The 17,099-nt window shown below is 50.1% G+C and carries 17 protein-coding genes; 4 read left to right on the top strand and 13 right to left on the bottom strand.

Annotation, left to right across the window (positions count from 1 at the left end; all coding sequences use genetic code 11):
* Positions 1-237: 237 nt before the first annotated feature.
* On the top strand, positions 238-615 hold the full coding sequence (locus KJY73_RS05070; protein WP_214340885.1) for a PilZ domain-containing protein: 378 nt from the start codon (positions 238-240) through the stop codon (positions 613-615).
* Here the strand turns inward: KJY73_RS05070 and radA are convergent.
* Positions 612-1,976 carry a DNA repair protein RadA gene (radA, locus tag KJY73_RS05065; protein WP_214340882.1) on the bottom strand — a complete coding sequence of 455 codons (1,365 nt, stop codon included), beginning with the start codon at positions 1,974-1,976 and terminating at the stop codon, positions 612-614. The two genes, KJY73_RS05070 and radA, sit on opposite strands and share 4 nt — an antisense overlap.
* Before the next feature lie 273 nt (positions 1,977-2,249).
* On the opposite strand from radA, the gene KJY73_RS05060 reads away from it, so the two are divergent.
* Positions 2,250-4,778, top strand: coding sequence for a PilZ domain-containing protein (locus KJY73_RS05060; protein ID WP_214340877.1), 2,529 nt, complete (start codon positions 2,250-2,252; stop codon positions 4,776-4,778).
* On the opposite strand, the gene KJY73_RS05055 is transcribed toward KJY73_RS05060, so the two are convergent.
* The 3 genes from KJY73_RS05055 to serB all read right to left on the bottom strand — a co-directional run bounded on the left by KJY73_RS05055 (position 4,772) and on the right by serB (position 7,069).
* Positions 4,772-4,969, bottom strand: coding sequence for a ribosome alternative rescue factor ArfA (locus KJY73_RS05055; protein ID WP_214340874.1), 198 nt, complete (start codon positions 4,967-4,969; stop codon positions 4,772-4,774). The genes KJY73_RS05060 and KJY73_RS05055 overlap by 7 nt on opposite strands.
* 102 nt (positions 4,970-5,071) lie before the next feature.
* The gene (locus KJY73_RS05050; RefSeq protein ID WP_214340871.1) at positions 5,072-5,995 is read right to left on the bottom strand and encodes an alpha/beta fold hydrolase; all 924 of its coding nucleotides are present in this window, start codon (positions 5,993-5,995) and stop codon (positions 5,072-5,074) included.
* 6 nt (positions 5,996-6,001) lie between these two features.
* Positions 6,002-7,069, bottom strand: a complete 1,068-nt coding sequence (gene serB / locus KJY73_RS05045; protein WP_214340860.1) for a phosphoserine phosphatase SerB — start codon at positions 7,067-7,069, stop codon at positions 6,002-6,004.
* Positions 7,070-7,195: 126 nt separating this feature from the next.
* On the opposite strand from serB, the gene KJY73_RS05040 reads away from it, so the two are divergent.
* Positions 7,196-8,428 carry a CaiB/BaiF CoA transferase family protein gene (locus KJY73_RS05040; protein WP_214340858.1) on the top strand — a complete coding sequence of 411 codons (1,233 nt, stop codon included), beginning with the start codon at positions 7,196-7,198 and terminating at the stop codon, positions 8,426-8,428.
* Between the two features lie 44 nt (positions 8,429-8,472).
* Positions 8,473-9,105, top strand: a complete 633-nt coding sequence (locus KJY73_RS05035) for an AhpA/YtjB family protein (protein ID WP_214340855.1) — start codon at positions 8,473-8,475, stop codon at positions 9,103-9,105.
* Here KJY73_RS05035 and KJY73_RS05030 read toward each other — a convergent pair.
* The 9 genes from KJY73_RS05030 to KJY73_RS04990 form a co-directional block, all read right to left on the bottom strand.
* Complete coding sequence (locus KJY73_RS05030) at positions 9,076-9,852, bottom strand: TatD family hydrolase (protein WP_214340852.1); 777 nt, start codon at positions 9,850-9,852, stop codon at positions 9,076-9,078. The two genes, KJY73_RS05035 and KJY73_RS05030, sit on opposite strands and share 30 nt — an antisense overlap.
* 37 nt (positions 9,853-9,889) lie before the next feature.
* Positions 9,890-10,534: a pyridoxamine 5'-phosphate oxidase gene (pdxH, locus tag KJY73_RS05025; RefSeq protein WP_214340849.1), complete on the bottom strand. Its 645-nt coding sequence runs from the start codon at positions 10,532-10,534 to the stop codon at positions 9,890-9,892.
* A 79-nt stretch (positions 10,535-10,613) separates the two neighbouring features.
* Positions 10,614-11,522, bottom strand: a complete 909-nt coding sequence (gene era / locus KJY73_RS05020) for a GTPase Era (RefSeq protein ID WP_232848395.1) — start codon at positions 11,520-11,522, stop codon at positions 10,614-10,616.
* Positions 11,512-12,192 carry a ribonuclease III gene (gene rnc, locus KJY73_RS05015; protein ID WP_206592730.1) on the bottom strand — a complete coding sequence of 227 codons (681 nt, stop codon included), beginning with the start codon at positions 12,190-12,192 and terminating at the stop codon, positions 11,512-11,514. Before rnc ends, era begins: the two co-directional genes overlap by 11 nt.
* Positions 12,193-13,116, bottom strand: coding sequence for a signal peptidase I (gene lepB / locus KJY73_RS05010; RefSeq protein ID WP_214340848.1), 924 nt, complete (start codon positions 13,114-13,116; stop codon positions 12,193-12,195).
* Positions 13,117-14,913 (bottom strand): translation elongation factor 4, encoded by a 1,797-nt coding sequence (gene lepA, locus KJY73_RS05005; RefSeq protein ID WP_214343254.1) that lies wholly within the window; start codon positions 14,911-14,913, stop codon positions 13,117-13,119.
* A 148-nt stretch (positions 14,914-15,061) separates the two neighbouring features.
* Positions 15,062-15,547, bottom strand: a complete 486-nt coding sequence (locus KJY73_RS05000; protein WP_206592728.1) for a SoxR reducing system RseC family protein — start codon at positions 15,545-15,547, stop codon at positions 15,062-15,064.
* Positions 15,544-16,494 (bottom strand): MucB/RseB C-terminal domain-containing protein, encoded by a 951-nt coding sequence (locus KJY73_RS04995; RefSeq protein ID WP_232848394.1) that lies wholly within the window; start codon positions 16,492-16,494, stop codon positions 15,544-15,546. The genes KJY73_RS05000 and KJY73_RS04995 overlap by 4 nt, the downstream gene beginning before the upstream one ends.
* 1 nt (position 16,495) lies before the next feature.
* On the bottom strand, positions 16,496-17,086 hold the full coding sequence (locus KJY73_RS04990) for a sigma-E factor negative regulatory protein (protein WP_214340847.1): 591 nt from the start codon (positions 17,084-17,086) through the stop codon (positions 16,496-16,498).
* Positions 17,087-17,099: the final 13 nt, after the last annotated feature.

Genomic DNA, 17,099 nt, shown 5'->3' with positions numbered 1-17,099 from the left:
GCAACATTTAGTGAAGTTTAGATAAAATTCTAGCCGGGCATTTGCCCGGCTTTTGTTTGCCCAATACAAACGCCACCTGCGGGGCCTTGTGCCGCTTGGGCTGGCACATACTGGATTAAAATTTTTCGCCCTTACTCTTGGTTTTTTCACTATGAATCATACAATTAGCCAGTAGTACAATGTGTATTTTTAAGCATCTATGACTATGCTTAAAACATTATGGCAAGGCCAAATACGATGACAGCAGAAAACCGCCGCAAGTTTACCCGTATAGTATTTTCTGCCCCCTGCGAATTGCGCCAGGGTCAACGCCAATGGCAATGTGGATTATTGGATATCTCCCTAAAAGGCGTATTGATCGAATGCCCCCCGGCCTTTGACGCAGATTTAAGCCAGTCGGTGTTACTAGTCGTTAGCCTTCCAGGTATGGCTAGCAGCATTATGCTCGATGGCATGATTAAACATGCAGACGACAAACAGGTTGGCATCAAAATCAATATGATTGATATCGACAGTGCATCAAATCTCCGCCGCCTGATTGAACTGAACGTAGGTGACGACTCTTTGCTGAAAAGGGAGTTGGAGGCACTCGCTTCCCCAAACTCAAATACCTAAAGGGCCTCTAGCGCTTCAGATAAACGCTTCACCCCTGTTACTTTCATGCCCTGAATGGGCTGTTTAGGCATATTGGCAGCCGGCACTATGGCGCGCGTAAAGCCGTGTTTAGCCGCTTCAGCCAAACGCTCTGCGCCATTGGGCACGGGGCGAATCTCACCCGCCAAGCCAACTTCGCCAAATACAATCAGCTCTTTAGGTAACGCCTGATTGCGAAAACTGGAAATCATCGCCATCAACAAAGCCAGATCGGCACTGGTTTCCGCGACTTTTACCCCGCCCACCACATTCACAAATACATCCTGATCGTTCATCTGAATATTGCCGTGGCGATGTAAAACAGCCAGCAACATACCCAGCCTGTTTTGATCCAAACCCACTGCCAGACGGCGGGGATTGGCCATCTGTGAGTAGTCAACCAAGGCTTGGATTTCCACCAGCAAGGGCCGGGTACCTTCCCAGATCACCATGACTAGCGAACCGGGTGAGGCTTCCTCTTCACGACTTAAAAAGATTGCCGATGGGTTACTGACTTCCTTGAGCCCTTTATCCGTCATGGCAAACACACCTAATTCGTTGACCGCCCCAAAGCGGTTTTTATGGCCGCGCAATGTACGAAAACGGCTATCACCGTCCCCTTCCAGCATCATTGAGCAATCGATACAATGTTCCAGCACTTTAGGGCCAGCCAAACTGCCATCTTTGGTCACATGCCCCACCATCAACATGGCGATATGGTGCTGTTTGGCAAAGCGGGTCAGATAGGCGGCACTTTCTCTGACTTGCGAAACACTACCTGGTGCTGATTGCACATCGGCAACATGCATCACCTGTATGGAGTCAATCACCATCAATTTAGGTTTATGCGCAAGTGCTACATCGCAGATAGTCTCAATACTGGTCTCGGCTAACAGCTTAAGCTTATCTGTGGGTAAACCCAGACGGTGGGCGCGCAGCGCTACTTGCTGCAAAGACTCTTCGCCTGTGACATACAAGGCTTCGCGCTCTTTGGCCAGATTGCACATGGTTTGCAGCAGCAAGGTACTTTTACCCGCCCCTGGAGAACCACCAATAAGTATGGCAGAGCCAGGCACCACACCACCGCCGAGCACCCGATCCAACTCTTTAAAACCCGAGGAAAAACGCGGCAGAGCCTGCAAGTCAATATTATTCAGGGTCTGGACCTGAGCGGACGTTTGACCAGCATAACCATGGCGACGGGCATCTGGACCTGACTGTGCTGTTGACACAACAAATTCAGAGATGGTATTCCAGGCACCGCAATCATTACATTGCCCCTGCCAACGGGGAAATTCCGCACCACAATCGGAACAAACAAACGCGGTTTTTCGTTTAGCCATACAGGCCCTCACCAATCCATAATGGCGCCAAGCATATCAGTTTTACCGGAATTTCGAAGTTTGAAGGCAATCGTCTGCACAAAAAAGGCCCGCCAGTCGACATGCCATAGACCTGCCAGACAAAAGTACGTTAGAAGGTGGTCAAGAATCCCCCGACGAAAGACATAAATAAGTAGAAACCTTGACTTTTTTTGCCCGGATAGCACAAGGTTACACAAGTAAATGGATTATTTACCGATAAGATAAACAGGATATTTCGAGCTCGGCACAGGCATGACAACAGGAATAGAACAATATCAGGAACTTATTGAGCAGCTAAAACCGGTTGTTAAAGAGCCAGCCTTCAATCAAATACTGTCTCAGGTTGCAGCCAACGTTCCTCGCCCCAAGCGTTTTCTGATAAAGATGGAATTAAAACGACAGGCTAAACCCTGTCAGCGACGCATTGATCTGCGCGGCTCGGTAGACGGCGATTGCCATGCCTACGAGCATGAGGGCATCACTCACTATCTGGATGACATAGCGCAGGAAATGTTTGAACGCCAGGTACGCTGCTTTGGTGGCTATACCATTGGCGTTTACGAGGCTGTATGCAATACCGAAAACAATTTTCGCGTCATGCACAGCAAGGATCAGCCAGACACCGATGTGCTCGGTACAGAAAGTGACAGCCCACAAAGCCTGCCTTTAGAAGTGCGTTATCTGGCACCTGTGGTGGATTTTTCCGGCGTGCGTCAGCGCCGGGAAGAGCGAATGAACTTTGTGGTGTCGGTAGAACTATTCACCGAGCTGAAAGAGTCCGTGCACGCAACCAGTATCGACATTTCTGTTAGTGGCCTTAAGGTAAAAGCCCCTAAACGTTATTTGTTCAAACCCGGCGAGCGCATTACCGTGCACTTTCGTGGGTTGGAGCTGGACTACGGTTTAAATCGGGGAGAAGGGGTACATTACCTGCTTACCGATATCGACCGCAGCCGTGAAGAGCAGCGTCTGTCCCTTAAGCGCTTGTATGATCAAGAACAAAAGGCCTTCGATGAGTTTCTGGAAAAATTCATTCAAGGCAATAAGCGTCGCTACAAAGTGAATATGGATAACACCATTGATGCTATTGTCGCCAAAGGTTACGAACAATATTACATCCCCCACTTTACCTCTTTACCGGTATACATCAGCCAGCACGAGGACGACCTGCAGCCACAATACCTGCTGTTTAATGACTGCAACCGGGATATTTATCAGTATTGGCTGGATGAAGACAACAACTTACGCTTAGGCTATCTGTTTGGCCACCAACGCCTGCAAAAACTGCGAGAGCTAGCCCCTGGACAGCGCGAGATGACAGTTTTTGTGTTCTCTCACGTCACTCAGGGTCGCTGTTATTTTTATTCAGCCAGCAGCCATGAACTGGATGCCCAGCCTCAACTCAAAAGTGCTTTTCTGGCCTATGGCTCTCGCAAACTGAGCTGGCGGGTATTTAAATTACAGCTTACCGATATGCATCCTGAGCAATGCCATATTCCGCTGTCTCTGCCCGACACGGTGAGTGAAATGGTACGGCGGCAAAACCAGCCACCTTCACCACGTCTGCAATCCAAACTGAAAAGTCTGCGTTACATTGCCCTGGTAACCGATATCAGCAGTGAATGGGCAACGCAGGCTTATCAGAAACGCAAACTGCAAAAGGAGCTGTTAACCAAATTGCAGGTGTTTTGCCACCCACGAAACCGCCCTCCGGTGTCCATCGCTCCGTTCAGATTCAAGTATCAGGAGCTTAGGCGGGAAACACGCTTTTTACTGCGTACTCCTGTCAATCTGCTCAATGACGATCTGAAACTTACCGGCGTTACTGAGGACTTTTCTGCCGGTGGACTGCGTGTGGAACTGCAAAATCTGTTTCCTTTGGAAGTAGGCGCGCAACTGGCAATCAGTTTGCCAAAACTGCAAAAACTCACGCAAAAACACCATCTTACCGAAATAGCGTATAAGGTGGTGCATGTCAGTGCGGACCGCAATATCGTGCATCTGATGCTGGGCGACAGTAGCCGTGAGATGCATGCCAAAGAGTTTTTTCAGGAGTTGATTAAGAATAACAGGCGTAGCCTTAAACCTGTGCACGAGCAGCAGGATATGGCTGGGATTGGAGAGTCGTTACGAAATATTTATGCCGCCAATCCTCTGAACATTGCGGTATTTATCCGCAAAGACGGTATTCAACTGCTCCCCGACAGTATTGCTCATGTCCCCTCTGAACACAGCCTCAAGCCTTTACTGGCGTATCGAGGTGATGAGCAGAATCTGAATCTGTATGCCTTGTATGCGGCAAGAGTAGACAGTCGCAGCTTTATTGAGCAAACGCTGAAAAACATGCGCACCCATAATGTGCCCGCTGCTTTTGAACTTTTTATCGCCTTTAATCCAACCTTAGGCAGTATTCAGCAAGCCATTCAGGTTAAGTTGGTAGAGCAGTTTAACAATGACGCTCAACGCAGAGAATTTATCAGCTTGGCCATGGGCAAAGGGCGTTTTTATGCTCTGAAACTATTCCTCACCAAAACCGGCAGACCGGATATTAGCCTGTTGCATTCAGAGCTCACTTACGTGGGTGGCTACGCCGTGCATAAAGCCAAGATGCTGGAAGAGCAGTTATGGAATGTGGCTGCCGTGGCAGACATGTTGGATGTCACGGCCGAGATCATGTATCGCTATGGTTTTAACCAGCATCATATCGACGCTAACGTGGGTAAGGTGGAAGATAACGACAACCAGGTACAAGGTAAAAAAAACGAGAAGATGGCTCAATAGCGCCTTAACAGACAGCCAATAAAAAAGGCGTAATCTTTTGAATTACGCCCCTTTCTGGAGTAGGAACCTTTGCCCTTTTTGGCTTTTACCACCCTGGTGGTAAAGAGTTTGCTGGTGACCAGCGCTTTTAGCGCATTGTCGGTAATAGTGCCACGCTCATGCTGATGCGGCGTATCAGTGCTTCTTTTCATACTCGCTCCGGTTATCTATCAGCTTTAATCTATACAGGCATTGTACCTGTGTCGGAACAATAGACAAACGGCGCAGCCATTGGTTCCCCAGGTAACGAATCGTCAGTCGCTATCCAATCTGTCACTGCCGGTTTTTAACCAGTGACTGACCTTAGGGAAATGATCATCCTGACAGGCGGCATGGGTAAGAATATTGATATGGTCATAGTCATGCAGATTGCCGTTTTGCTTTCCAAGCAAGGCCTGAGGGGCATCCGCCATGCCAAGTTCAGCCATAAAACGTCGCATATCTCTTACATGTCCAAGGGAATAATCTTTCTGCCCGGTGATAAACCAAGTAGCGGGGAGGCGCAACGTCTTCGCCGCGGCCTGATAATCGAAGCCATCAGAGGCATCAATCCAGCGGCGCTGCCTGACCCATTTAGTCACATCCCGCCAATTAGCAAAAGTTTCATTGTCAGCACCTAAACCTAGCTTCTTCGCCGGTAAATAGCCGTGAAATCCGGCCACCAAAGGCGACACCAGGCCCCATACCAAATCAACCTTAAACCATCGTTCGGGATTATGTACTCTGATACTGCGCTTACTGCCAAAGAACACCTGACGCTCCACCTGATTAATGAGATGGGGATGACGCAGCAGGCAGGCCATCATTAATACGCCGCCCCAGGAGTGCGCTACCGTACTAAATTTGCCCTGATGTTGTTTCCCCACCCATTGCATGGCATGGGGTAAGTCTTCATTCAGATAATGCCACTGGGTGTGTTCATCTCCACGCCCAATGGCCGGGCTGCTTTGTCCGCGTCCACGCAGATCCAACACATAAACATTGAATCCCTGCCTGGCTAGGTAGCTGCCAAGCCCTCGGCCTTTGTCATTGTAAAAAATCCGACCGTTCTCAATAGAGCCATGCACCATTAACACAGCCGGCCCCTGTGGGTGGTCGCTATGTTGAATATGGCGAATATGCAGCTTATGGTCGCCGCCATCCAGATATCTTGATTGATGTATCAGCTCACCGCTCATGATTGTCTACTTCAATAAATGCAGCAGTTCGTCGAGCCCACCAAAGCGAATAGCCGCATCAGCCTTCTCCAGCACCACAGGCTTGGCTTTGTACGCCACCCCCAGGCCTGCGGCGGCCATCATTACCAGGTCATTGGCCCCATCACCCATGGCAACAGTTTGCTCTGGTGCAATGCCATATTGTTCAGCCAGTCCCTTTAGGGTTTGCGCTTTAACCTTGGCATCGACAATGTCCCCTTCTACCAGGCCGGTCAACTTGCCTTCTTCGATGCCGAGTTGATTAGATACCGCGGCATCTAAACCTAACCGCACTTTTAAATAATCGGCAAAATAGGTAAAACCACCGGAGGCGATGGCAATCTTCCAGCCGTGAGCCTTTAGCTCCCGTACCAAACGCTCCAACCCCGGCATTAACGGCAAGCAATCTCTGACCTGGCGAAGAATCTGTTCATCGGCGCCTTTTAAGCAACCCACCCGCTGCGTCAGACTCTGGGCAAAATCCAGCTTGCCTTGCATGGCCAGTTCTGTCACTTCAGACACTTGAGGCCCCACTCCCGCCAACTGGGCAATTTCATCAATACATTCCATTTGAATAACGGTGCTGTCCATATCCATGACCAATAATCCGGGCACATCCAAACGCGGCTGAGCCCGCAATAGATTCAACTCTAGCTGCTGGGCAACAGCCAGAGCCTGCAGCGTGCCTGGCGGCAGCCCTTGTGGGCACACCTTCACCTGCATGGTGACAGCCAGGCTTTCTTGGCCAATCTGATGAGTCTGACTAAAGCGGCCAATTTGCAGCCAGGGCTTAAGCCCATCCTGCACGGCGAGCAGCTTTTCCAATGTCAGCGCCTGGGCATTGACGATCATGGTCGCCACCTGCCAATCCGCAGCGGCCTCGGGCTGCACCACATCCCCCATTGAACAGGCCATACCGCCTAGCTGGTCTGCTGTTAAGTTTGTACAAACACTGGCCGGTGCCAGATGAAAAAGCTGTAATTCTGGGATGGCAAACAACTTAGAAAGAAACGCACTGGACGTTAGCTGCTGGGGAGTCAGTTGTAATTCGGTCACTCTGCTACCTTGGCGGGACTGGCGAAATAAGGCTCAGGATTCTTGCAGGCTTGTTCGCACAATTCAATAGTTAAAAGCACCGCTGACGTTGTAGCATAATGCCTCAATCTGCAAGACGGAGGGTATATGCAGAACAATCAGGTCTCAGCGTTGGCGGGCATTAAGGTATTGGATCTCAGTCGAGTCCTGGCCGGTCCCTGGGCAACTCAGATGCTGGCAGACTTTGGTGCCGACGTTGTGAAGATTGAACCACCACTTAAAGGCGATGATACCCGGGGCTGGGGACCTCCGTTCATTCAAAGTGAGCAAAGCAGTGATGCCGCTTACTTTCATACCGCTAACCGCAACAAACAATCCGTTGCCATTGATTTTAGCAAAGCAGAAGGACAAGCGCTGATCCGCCGCCTGGCTGCCGAGTCGGATGTGCTAGTGGAAAACTTCAAGGTGGGCGGTCTGGCTAAGTATGGTCTTGATTATGCCAGCCTGCAGGCACTTAATCCGCGCCTTATTTATTGCTCTATTACCGGTTTTGGCCAAAGCGGGCCGCTTGCCTCTCAACCCGGCTACGATTTTATGATCCAGGCCATGGGTGGCCTGATGAGTATTACCGGTGAGCCAAACGGCGCGCCTATGAAGGTAGGGGTGGCATTGGCTGACATTCTTACTGGTTTGTATGCCTGTAACGCTATCCAGGCGGCGTTGCTTTATCGTCATGCTACCGGCCTTGGTCAGCACATTGACCTGGCTTTGCTGGACGTGCAAATAGCCAGCCTGGCCAATCAAGCCATGAATTATCTGGTTAGCGGCGAGTCACCAACCAGACTAGGTAACGCCCACCCGAATATTGTCCCCTACCAAAGCTTTGCCACCGCCGATGGGCATATCATTTTGGCGATTGGAAATGACCAGCAGTTTGCCCGCTTTTGCACCCTACCCGGCTGCGAATCCTTGCTGCAACAGCCAGAGTTCAGTACCAATGCCCAACGAGTAAAATACCGTGACCAGCTAGTCCCCCTGCTAGCGCAGATTTTACTTACCCAACCCAGTGATTGGTGGCTAACACAGTTGGAAGCACAGTCTGTTCCCTGCGGCCCCATCAATACATTGGCAGGGGCTTTTGCTAATCCTCAGGTCCAGCATAGACAGATGCAACGCCAGTTCACAGGCCAGAATGGGCAAGCACAACCTTTTGTCGGCAATCCGATTCAATTTAGCCAATCGCCGGTGCAATACAACAGCCCGCCGCCAGCTCTGGGACAACACACTGAATTCGTGCTGCAGCAGCGCCTTGGATTATCTGAACAGGACATTGCCCATTTGGCAAAGCTTGGCGTGATAAACCCACAGATACAGGATTAACCAGGGGACTTGCATTTAAACGGCAATGCCCTATTGTAGCGGCTATGAACACCAAGCATCTTTTTCATATAGAGTGGGAGCTGCCCAGCACTTACTCCATCTATAAACGTCTGGCTAACTTTGGTCTGGCGGTTATTGCTGCCATTATCGGTATCAACATCTGGCTTTCCAGCGTTGATCAGGACCAGCATATTCTTGCAGCACAAGCCGATCTGTTGGGTAACAGTTTGGTTTCCCACAGCGCAAAGCTGGCCGCCACCTTGATGCAGGATGAAGACATCAGTGCGGTGCAGCGCACCTTGCAGCAACTGGTAGAGGACAATCACGTACTGAATGCCACCATGCATAATGAAAAAGGTGAGCTGATGTACGAAGCTGGTGAATCTCTTGATCTGGTGTCACAGTTTAAAACCGACGTACAGCACCAACCTATGGTGTACGTTAAAGAGGTATTCGAAGGTAATCAGCTGATTGGTTACATTCGCCTTATCATGGACAGACAGGCCATCATGCAATACCAGACACAGGTGCAGGACCATCGCCGCCAGCAAACTTATGCCTTACTGCTGTTGGCCTTTGCTATTGGTGTGTTAGTCACCAGAGCCTTTTACAAGGTTCGTTATCGCAAACTCTCAGTAGATATTGAATCAAGCCGCACTGGACCCGAGTTTAAATAGCGACCGGGTATTGCGGTCGGTGTGCGTTTCAATGGCCTTGCGATCAAGGTTCAGCAATTCAGCCAGACTATCCAGCACCTTTCCCAGATTCGCTGGGCTGTTACGTTGTCCCTGATACCCTAGCATCGGCATATCCGGGCTATCCGTCTCCAGCACTATGGCATCCAGCGGTAATTGGCGCACGGTTTCACGGGTTTTTGCTGCTCTTGGGTAAGTGATAGTGCCACCAATGCCAAGTTTGAAGCCCATATCCAGATAACGCTCAGCCTGTTGCAGACTGCCTGAAAAAGCGTGGACCACCCCGCCTTGTTTAAACCCGCAGGCCTTAAGGCAATGCATAATACGGTGATGGGATTTTCGGTGGTGAACAATAACCGGCAAACGGTGCTGCTGCGCGAGTTCAAGCTGTGTACAAAACAGTGACTCCTGAAAGCCACCATCCACCTCAATTGCCAGATCGATGCCAATCTCTCCAACTGCGACCACGTGCCCATGCTGTTCACTCAGCAGAGCGTCTAATAACACCAAATGCTGAGGCGCATAGTCGCTCAGAAAGTAAGGATGCAGCCCCAGGGCAAAATGCAAAGAAGGTAATGTCTGGCATAAGCGAATCAGTGCAGGCCACTGGCTTGCCTGCACACCAGGTAAAATAAAATCTGTTACGCCCTGGCAAGTTGCGAGTGCTATCTGCTGTTCACGATCCTGGTCAAATGCAGCGAAGTCCAAGTGGCAGTGGCTGTCGATCATACCCTGTCCTGAAGAGCCGGTGAAATCAGCCTTAAGCTTAAGGCATCAACCGTTCAATAGCCCAGCGCTGATCAGACTGCAGGCGATACACAAACCTGTCGTGCAAACGATGCTCGCCGCCCTGCCAGAACTCAATCTCATGGGGTATCACCCGATAACCGCCCCAGAAACTGGGTAGTGGCACTTCGCCCTTGGCAAACTTGTCTTTTACTTCAGCAAATTTACTCATTAATAGCTGACGGGTAGAAATAGGTCGGCTTTGCTCTGATGCCCAGGCTGCCAACTGACTTTCACGAGGACGGGACAAGAAATACTTACTGACTTCCAGGGTTGATAGGGGTTCAACCACGCCACAAACTTTAACCTGGCGCTCAATCAGGTGCCAGGGGAAGTGCAGCGAAATACGGGGATTAGCCTTAAGCTCTGCGGCCTTGCGACTACCAAGGTTGGTGTAGAATACAAAGCCCTTGGGGCTGACATCTTTTAGCAGCACGATGCGCTGAGATGGCTGCCCATCCGCATCAACAGTCGCCACTGTCATGGCGGTCGGATCAGGCAGGCCCGTCGCAATGATGTCTTTCAACCAGTGCTCAAACTGTACAAAGGGGTCTTCACTCAGGTCTTTCCTGTCCAACCCGCCTCGGCTGTATTCACGGCGAATATCGGCTAATTTGTCCAGCATCTACTTCCCCCATCTGACACAGGTTATACCGCGCCCAAGAAAAGGCCCACCGGGCGCGGGCCTAATTAGCGACTATAAATTAGTCATTCTCTCCATAGCCTAGACTGCGCAGTGCTCTTTCATCATCTGCCCAGCCAGACTTGACCTTCACCCACAGTTCCAAAAACACTTTGTTATCAAACAAGCGCTCCATATCCTGACGAGCTTCCTGGCCAATGGTTTTCAAACGTTGCCCGCCTTTACCTATCACCATGGCTTTTTGGCTGTCCCGCTCTACCAAGATCAAACCGTTGATCTGGTAAATACCGTTATCGGACAGCTTAAACTGCTCAATTTCCACGGTGACCGAGTAAGGCAGCTCGTCACCAGTGAAACGCATCAGTTTTTCGCGAATGATCTCAGCCGCCATAAAACGCGATGAGCGGTCCGTGACATATTCTTCCGGGAAATAAAAATCTGACTCGGGCAGGCTTTGGTGGACCAGCTCACGCAGTCTGTCCAAATTACTGCCTTGCTTGGCTGAAACAGGAATCACATGCTCAAACTTATGCTGATTACCTAACCACTGCAGGTGAGGTAGCAGGTCGTCGCGGTCTTTAATCTGGTCAATTTTGTTAACCAGTAGCCAGCATTCCAATCCGGATTCCTGGATTTTAGTCAGTACCATCTGGTCATCTTCAGTCCAGCGTGTGCCTTCAACAACAAACAACACCAGGCCGACATCCGCCAAAGAACTGGAGGCTGCGCGATTCATAAGACGGTTAATGGCACGCTTTTCTTCGCGATGTAGCCCCGGCGTATCCACATACACAGCCTGATAGTCCCCTTCGGTATCTATGCCCAGGATACGATGACGGGTGGTTTGCGGTTTACGCGAGGTAATACTGACCTTCTGCCCCAGCAATTTGTTGAGCAATGTTGACTTACCCACATTGGGGCGTCCAACAATGGCCACCATGCCACAATAGGTGTTATGTTCAGAGTGCATGGTTCAGCTTCTCCAGTACCAGCTTGGCGGCTTGTTGCTCGGCGCGGCGACGGCTGTTACCGCGGGCCCGAACAGGTTCAACTAATTCAACGATCCGGCATTCCACCTCAAAGGTCTGATCATGGGATTTGCCTTTTACATCCACGACCTCGTACTCGGGCAGTGGTTGTTTACGGCCCTGCAGGTATTCCTGCAGGCGGGTCTTATGATCTTTTGGGTGAACATTAGGATCCAGTTGTTCAATACGACTGGCGTACCAGGCCAGAATCAGGCTGTTAACCGTGTCCAGGCCGGCCTCAAGGAATATCGCACCGATAATGGCTTCCATGGCGTCCGACAGAATGGAATCACGACGATAACCACCGCTTTTTAACTCACCGGGCCCCAGCTTGAGTAGTTCACCTAGTTCAAACTCGCGCGCCAGTTCAGCCAGCGTATCGCCTTTAACCAGTGTTGCCCGCATACGGGTCAACTTACCTTCCGGTTGCTCCGGGAAACGCAGATACAAGGCTCTGGCAATAACCATACCCAACACCGAATCACCCAGATATTCCAGCCGCTCGTTATGTTGCTTAGCCGCGCTACGGTGTGTCAGTGCCAGTTCAAGCGCATTCACGTCCTTAAATTGATAACCCAGTTTCCTACTCAGGCTCTTATAAGGATCAAGCATCTAGTGAATACCGCCAATACGAGAGAAACGCACACCGGTTGGCACCCAACCAGGCACCCAACTGCTTGGCTCACGATCAAACTCAAAGCTTATCCAGATAGCCACAGCCTTACCGACCAGGTTCTCATCCGGTACGAATCCCCAATAACGGCTGTCACGGCTGTTATCCCTGTTGTCACCTAAGACCAAATATTGGCCTTCGGGAACCAGAAACTCATCAGCAGCAGTACCGGGTTGCTGGTAATACATCTGAGGATGAGGTGGCACGGCGGGGTTACGCAGAATCTCGTGACTTACCTCACCCAGTTTCTCCGTAAAGCGTTCCAGCGGCACCAGGTCCTGGAAGAACTCTCCACGTTGTTCAAAGGTCAGTTCCACCGGCTTTAATTGAGGACACTCCGGCGTGGTCGTTACATCACAAGCGGGCTTAATAAACACCTGCTTATTCTTGTACACCACAGTATCTCCGGGCAGTCCGACGACACGCTTAATAAAGTCGATATTTGGGTCTTCGGGATATTTGAATACCACAATGTCACCGCGCTCAGGCTCGCCGACTTCAATAAACTTATTGCGTGCTACCGGGTCTTTCAAACCATAGGTAAATTTCTCCACCAGAATAAAGTCACCGACCAATAAGGTAGGCATCATCGACCCGGAAGGAATCTGAAAAGGCTCGTATAAAAATGAACGTAACACCAACACGAACGCAATGACCGGGAAGATCTGCTTAGCGGTATCCACCAGATACGGCTCCGGTGCTATCTTTTGCAGGGTTTCATCATCCAGGTTGGCACTGTTACTGGCCTTAGCCAAGGCCATCTTCTCTTTACGCTTTGGCGCCCACAATAGTGCGTCAGCCAACCAAATCAAACCTGATGCCAGGGTGATAAACACCAATCCAATGGAGAAATAATTTGCCATTTACTTTCCTACTTTCAGTACGGCCAAGAAGGCGTCTTGCGGCAGTTCCACGTTGCCAACCTGCTTCATCCGTTTCTTACCTTCTTTCTGCTTCTGAAGCAGTTTCTTCTTACGACTCACGTCACCACCGTAACACTTGGCGATAACGTTTTTACGCAACTGTTTAACTGTGCTACGCGCAATAACATGGTTACCAATAGCCGCCTGAATAGCAATGTCAAACATCTGCCTTGGGATCAGCTCACGCAGCTTCTCTACCAATTCCCGTCCACGGTATTGAGAATTGTCACGGTGGGTAATCACTGCCAACGCATCTACCCGCTCACCGTTAACCAAAATATCCAAACGCACCATGTCAGCCGTCTGGAAACGTTTAAAGTTATAATCCAAAGACGCAAAGCCGCGACTGGTTGACTTGAGTCGGTCAAAGAAATCCATCACCACTTCGGCCATAGGTAACTCATAGGTCACCGCCACTTGATTTCCGTGGTAGGTCATATTGGTTTGCATACCGCGCTTCTCGATACACAAGGTAATGACGTTACCCAGATAATCTTTGGGTACCAATATATTCGCTTCAACGATAGGCTCTCTAATCTCGGCAATATCGTTGACGGCAGGCAACTTGGACGGGTTATCAACCTGAACGGTCTGCCCTTTGGTGGTCAATACTTCATAGACTACGGTTGGGGCGGTTGTTATCAGATCCAGGTCATACTCGCGCTCCAGACGCTCCTGTACAATCTCCATATGCAACATGCCAAGGAAACCGATCCGGAAACCAAACCCCAGTGCGCTGGAGTTCTCTGGTTCAAAGAACAAAGACGCATCATTCAGGCTTAACTTGGACAGCGCATCACGAAAATCTTCGTAATCGTCAGAACTGATAGGGAACATACCAGCGTAAACCTGCGGCTTCACTTTCTTAAAGCCTGGTAATGCTTTATCCGCCGGCTGCTTCGCCAACGTGATGGTATCCCCCACTGGCGCGCCATGGATTTCTTTGATACCGGCAATCAGAAAACCTACTTCGCCGGTACGTAATACACCGGTGTCCGTGGCTTTAGGTGTGAAGATCCCAATCTTATCGACCTGGTGTACCTGGCTATTAGACATGATCTTAATCTTATCACCGGCTTTCAGCTCGCCATGCATCACGCGCACTAACGAGACAACGCCCTGGTAGTTGTCAAACCAAGAATCAACAATCAATGCTTGCAATGGGCCATCGCTGTTACCAACCGGTGGCGGTACTTGCTTAACGATAACTTCCAGTACATCCTCAATACCAACACCTGTCTTAGCTGAGCAGCGCACCGCACTCATGGCATCAATACCAACAATATCTTCAATCTCAGCAGCGACACGATCCGGCTCGGCCTGAGGCAGGTCAATCTTGTTAAGTATCGGAACAACTTCCAGATCCATTTCAATTGCGGTGTAACAGTTGGCCAAAGTCTGAGCTTCTACGCCCTGACCGGCGTCAACTACCAGCAATGCCCCTTCACAGGCGGCCAGTGAACGAGACACTTCATAGGAAAAGTCGACGTGCCCGGGGGTGTCGATAAAGTTCAGCTGATAAGTTTCGCCGTCTTTGGCCTTATAGTTAAGGGTAACGCTCTGCGCTTTAATGGTGATCCCACGCTCACGCTCGAGATCCATCGAGTCGAGAACCTGAGCAGCCATTTCCCGGTCGGTCAGGCCGCCGCAATGCTGAATCAGGCGATCGGACAAGGTGGATTTACCGTGGTCTATGTGGGCAATGATACTGAAATTGCGGATATGCTTGAGCTGCATGGTAATGTCTGACATTCCTACTTAAGGCCAAAAAACTGAACTATTGCAATAAGGCGGCGATTTTACCGTTTTATTGCGCGCTTTGCGATCTTGTTGTGGTATGGGGTTGAACTAGTGAAAAGACGAGACTTAAAGTAGGGGAACCTGGCTACTGGCCGCTTACCTGAACCACATCCAGAGATTGGCCACGGTAGGGAAGCAATTCCAGTAAACGAGGTTGATACTGGGAACGTTTGGCACTTTGCAAATAGCGGCGAATTTGCCAAAAGCCTACCCCGGTAAACATACCGGCGAACAATGCGCTCCAGAGTTCATGCTCAAGGCCTACCTGAGGGAGCAATGCACTGCCCAAAGCAACACTAACCAGCAAAATCACTAAGGGTAGTAAATACATCAAGGCCGAGGCACCAAGCAAGTCTTCCTCAGGTATCCCCAGCTTTACCTGCTGACCAATTCTCGCGGGTTTGTCGCAGCGGAAAATCAATAACTGGCTCTTCGAAGATAACCCTCTGGCTACCACACCAGTTCCGCAATCCTGATTGACACTGCAGCCCCCACAGGTGGTTTTGATTTGGGTTTCGACCCAGATATGATCCTGATCAACCGCCTTAATCACGCCAAGCTCTTCAATCACTGCGGTGCCTCAATATACTGAACTGAGTTAGCAATGGCATTCGCCGTTTGAGGTGGCAGCTTGCCGACTACAGTGATTTCTAGTGGCCCTTTCTGTAAAGACAACAAGGTATTGGCCCCGTACTTCAACCAGCCATTCTCAGATGCCCCAGGTTCAACCGCCTGCAAATACAACGACACGTCAATCAAACCGTCGCTGAGCATAATGTAATCCACCATCTTTCCGGTCAATGGCAGTCTGTGCATATCCCTGCGAACTTCGACCATGCCGGCAGGTAGCCAATTAACCTTCCAATGACCAGGTACAGGTTCGGCCTCATTTAACAACACAACATCAGGCATCTTCTCAGCTTCGATACGTGAGAAATATTCGTCCGGCTCAGGGGTAACATGCAAAGACGTCACCTGCACCTGCTCTAGCGGTTCGCCCTGAAGATTCATCATATCTAATTTGAGCAACAGCCCGGTATCTTGATCTAACCAAAGATTGTAGCCATAACGACTGCGGTCTTTACTGACAATACGAATTTGCTGGGCAGAGCGCCCTGCTACTCGACTACGTCCCACCACCACGAAGTCATAACTGTTATTTAGAAGTTCAGGCTGACGAAACAAGGTAACCGGCAAGGGACCGTTTATTGACGTGGAACGAATAGAATAAGCAGGAACGTTAGGCTCAAAATAGCTGACCAAGTCGCCGATTCGCACAATCTCCCGACCGGGGCCATTTTGCAAACTCAAATGCTCAACTTCAACACCATCCTCTATAGCATGACGCCATAGATAAGGCTCGAAACCGCCATTAGGTTGAACCAATACAAAGGAAATTTGATAATTGAGCTGTTTAAGCGCCGCAGCCATTTTATCCATCCAGGCTTGAGCGCTATCGTCAGGTTGGGCTACGACCGAAAAACAACTAAAAACTACGCACCACAACCATCGCCGCATATTACTTCTGCTGCGACTCTGGTTGGGATGTCTGCTGGTGTTCTTTACCTTGCTGAATAGCCTTCAAACGCATTTGTCTCTCATGGTCAGTCAGGTAAGCATTGATGCGACGTTTCTGCTCCAGCGCATCAGTTTGAGGCAAAGGGCGGGTCTGTTCCAAACTAACAGGGGACAGGCCACCTTGTTGCATACCCGGAATAGCTAATGCAGGTGCAGAACTAAAAGGCTGTTCAGGCTTAGGCTGATTAAACTGCTGCACACCTAAAATCATGGCAACGGCTACAGACGCAGCTAAGGCAAACTGCCCGCCCTGGCGAACCAGAGGGATAACATGGCCGATGACAGGCAGGTCATGCAAACGCTTGCGTGGTGCCAATATAGTGGGCTCGTTTTCCAACGCTGCCGATACTTTACTACTGATATCAAAGTTCAACTCGGGAGGCAGTTCTTTTCGCAAACCATCACGAATCAAGTGATAGCTACGCCATTTTTCGACCAGTTCCCCCTCAGCATGGGCATCAAGCTGCAGTTCTTCAAGAGACTGCTCACCGTCTACCATGGCTGAAAGGTTTTCTAGTTTTTGCTGCTTCATCAAACAAAGTTCC

This window comes from Bowmanella yangjiangensis (genome assembly GCF_018531185.1).
Classification (GTDB): domain Bacteria; phylum Pseudomonadota; class Gammaproteobacteria; order Enterobacterales; family Alteromonadaceae; genus Bowmanella; species Bowmanella yangjiangensis.
The sequence above is the reverse complement of the archived record's forward strand: the minus strand, read 5'-3'. Positions and strand labels throughout refer to the sequence as shown.

Bases quoted from the DNA above. Each gene is read 5' to 3' on its own strand.
- KJY73_RS05070 (WP_214340885.1), top strand. From the start codon at position 238: ATGACAGCAGAAAACCGCCGCAAGTTTACCCGTATAGTATTTTCTGCC.
- KJY73_RS05030 (WP_214340852.1), bottom strand. From the start codon at position 9,852: ATGATCGACAGCCACTGCCACTTGGACTTCGCTGCATTTGACCAGGAT.
- KJY73_RS04995 (WP_232848394.1), bottom strand. From the start codon at position 16,494: ATGCGGCGATGGTTGTGGTGCGTAGTTTTTAGTTGTTTTTCGGTCGTA.
- lepB (WP_214340848.1), bottom strand. From the start codon at position 13,116: ATGGCAAATTATTTCTCCATTGGATTGGTGTTTATCACCCTGGCATCA.
- era (WP_232848395.1), bottom strand. From the start codon at position 11,522: ATGCACTCTGAACATAACACCTATTGTGGCATGGTGGCCATTGTTGGA.
- KJY73_RS05060 (WP_214340877.1), top strand. From the start codon at position 2,250: ATGACAACAGGAATAGAACAATATCAGGAACTTATTGAGCAGCTAAAA.
- KJY73_RS04990 (WP_214340847.1), bottom strand. From the start codon at position 17,086: ATGAAGCAGCAAAAACTAGAAAACCTTTCAGCCATGGTAGACGGTGAG.
- pdxH (WP_214340849.1), bottom strand. From the start codon at position 10,534: ATGCTGGACAAATTAGCCGATATTCGCCGTGAATACAGCCGAGGCGGG.
- radA (WP_214340882.1), bottom strand. From the start codon at position 1,976: ATGGCTAAACGAAAAACCGCGTTTGTTTGTTCCGATTGTGGTGCGGAA.
- KJY73_RS05055 (WP_214340874.1), bottom strand. From the start codon at position 4,969: ATGAAAAGAAGCACTGATACGCCGCATCAGCATGAGCGTGGCACTATT.
- KJY73_RS05050 (WP_214340871.1), bottom strand. From the start codon at position 5,995: ATGAGCGGTGAGCTGATACATCAATCAAGATATCTGGATGGCGGCGAC.
- rnc (WP_206592730.1), bottom strand. From the start codon at position 12,192: ATGCTTGATCCTTATAAGAGCCTGAGTAGGAAACTGGGTTATCAATTT.
- KJY73_RS05040 (WP_214340858.1), top strand. From the start codon at position 7,196: ATGCAGAACAATCAGGTCTCAGCGTTGGCGGGCATTAAGGTATTGGAT.
- KJY73_RS05035 (WP_214340855.1), top strand. From the start codon at position 8,473: ATGAACACCAAGCATCTTTTTCATATAGAGTGGGAGCTGCCCAGCACT.
- lepA (WP_214343254.1), bottom strand. From the start codon at position 14,913: ATGCAGCTCAAGCATATCCGCAATTTCAGTATCATTGCCCACATAGAC.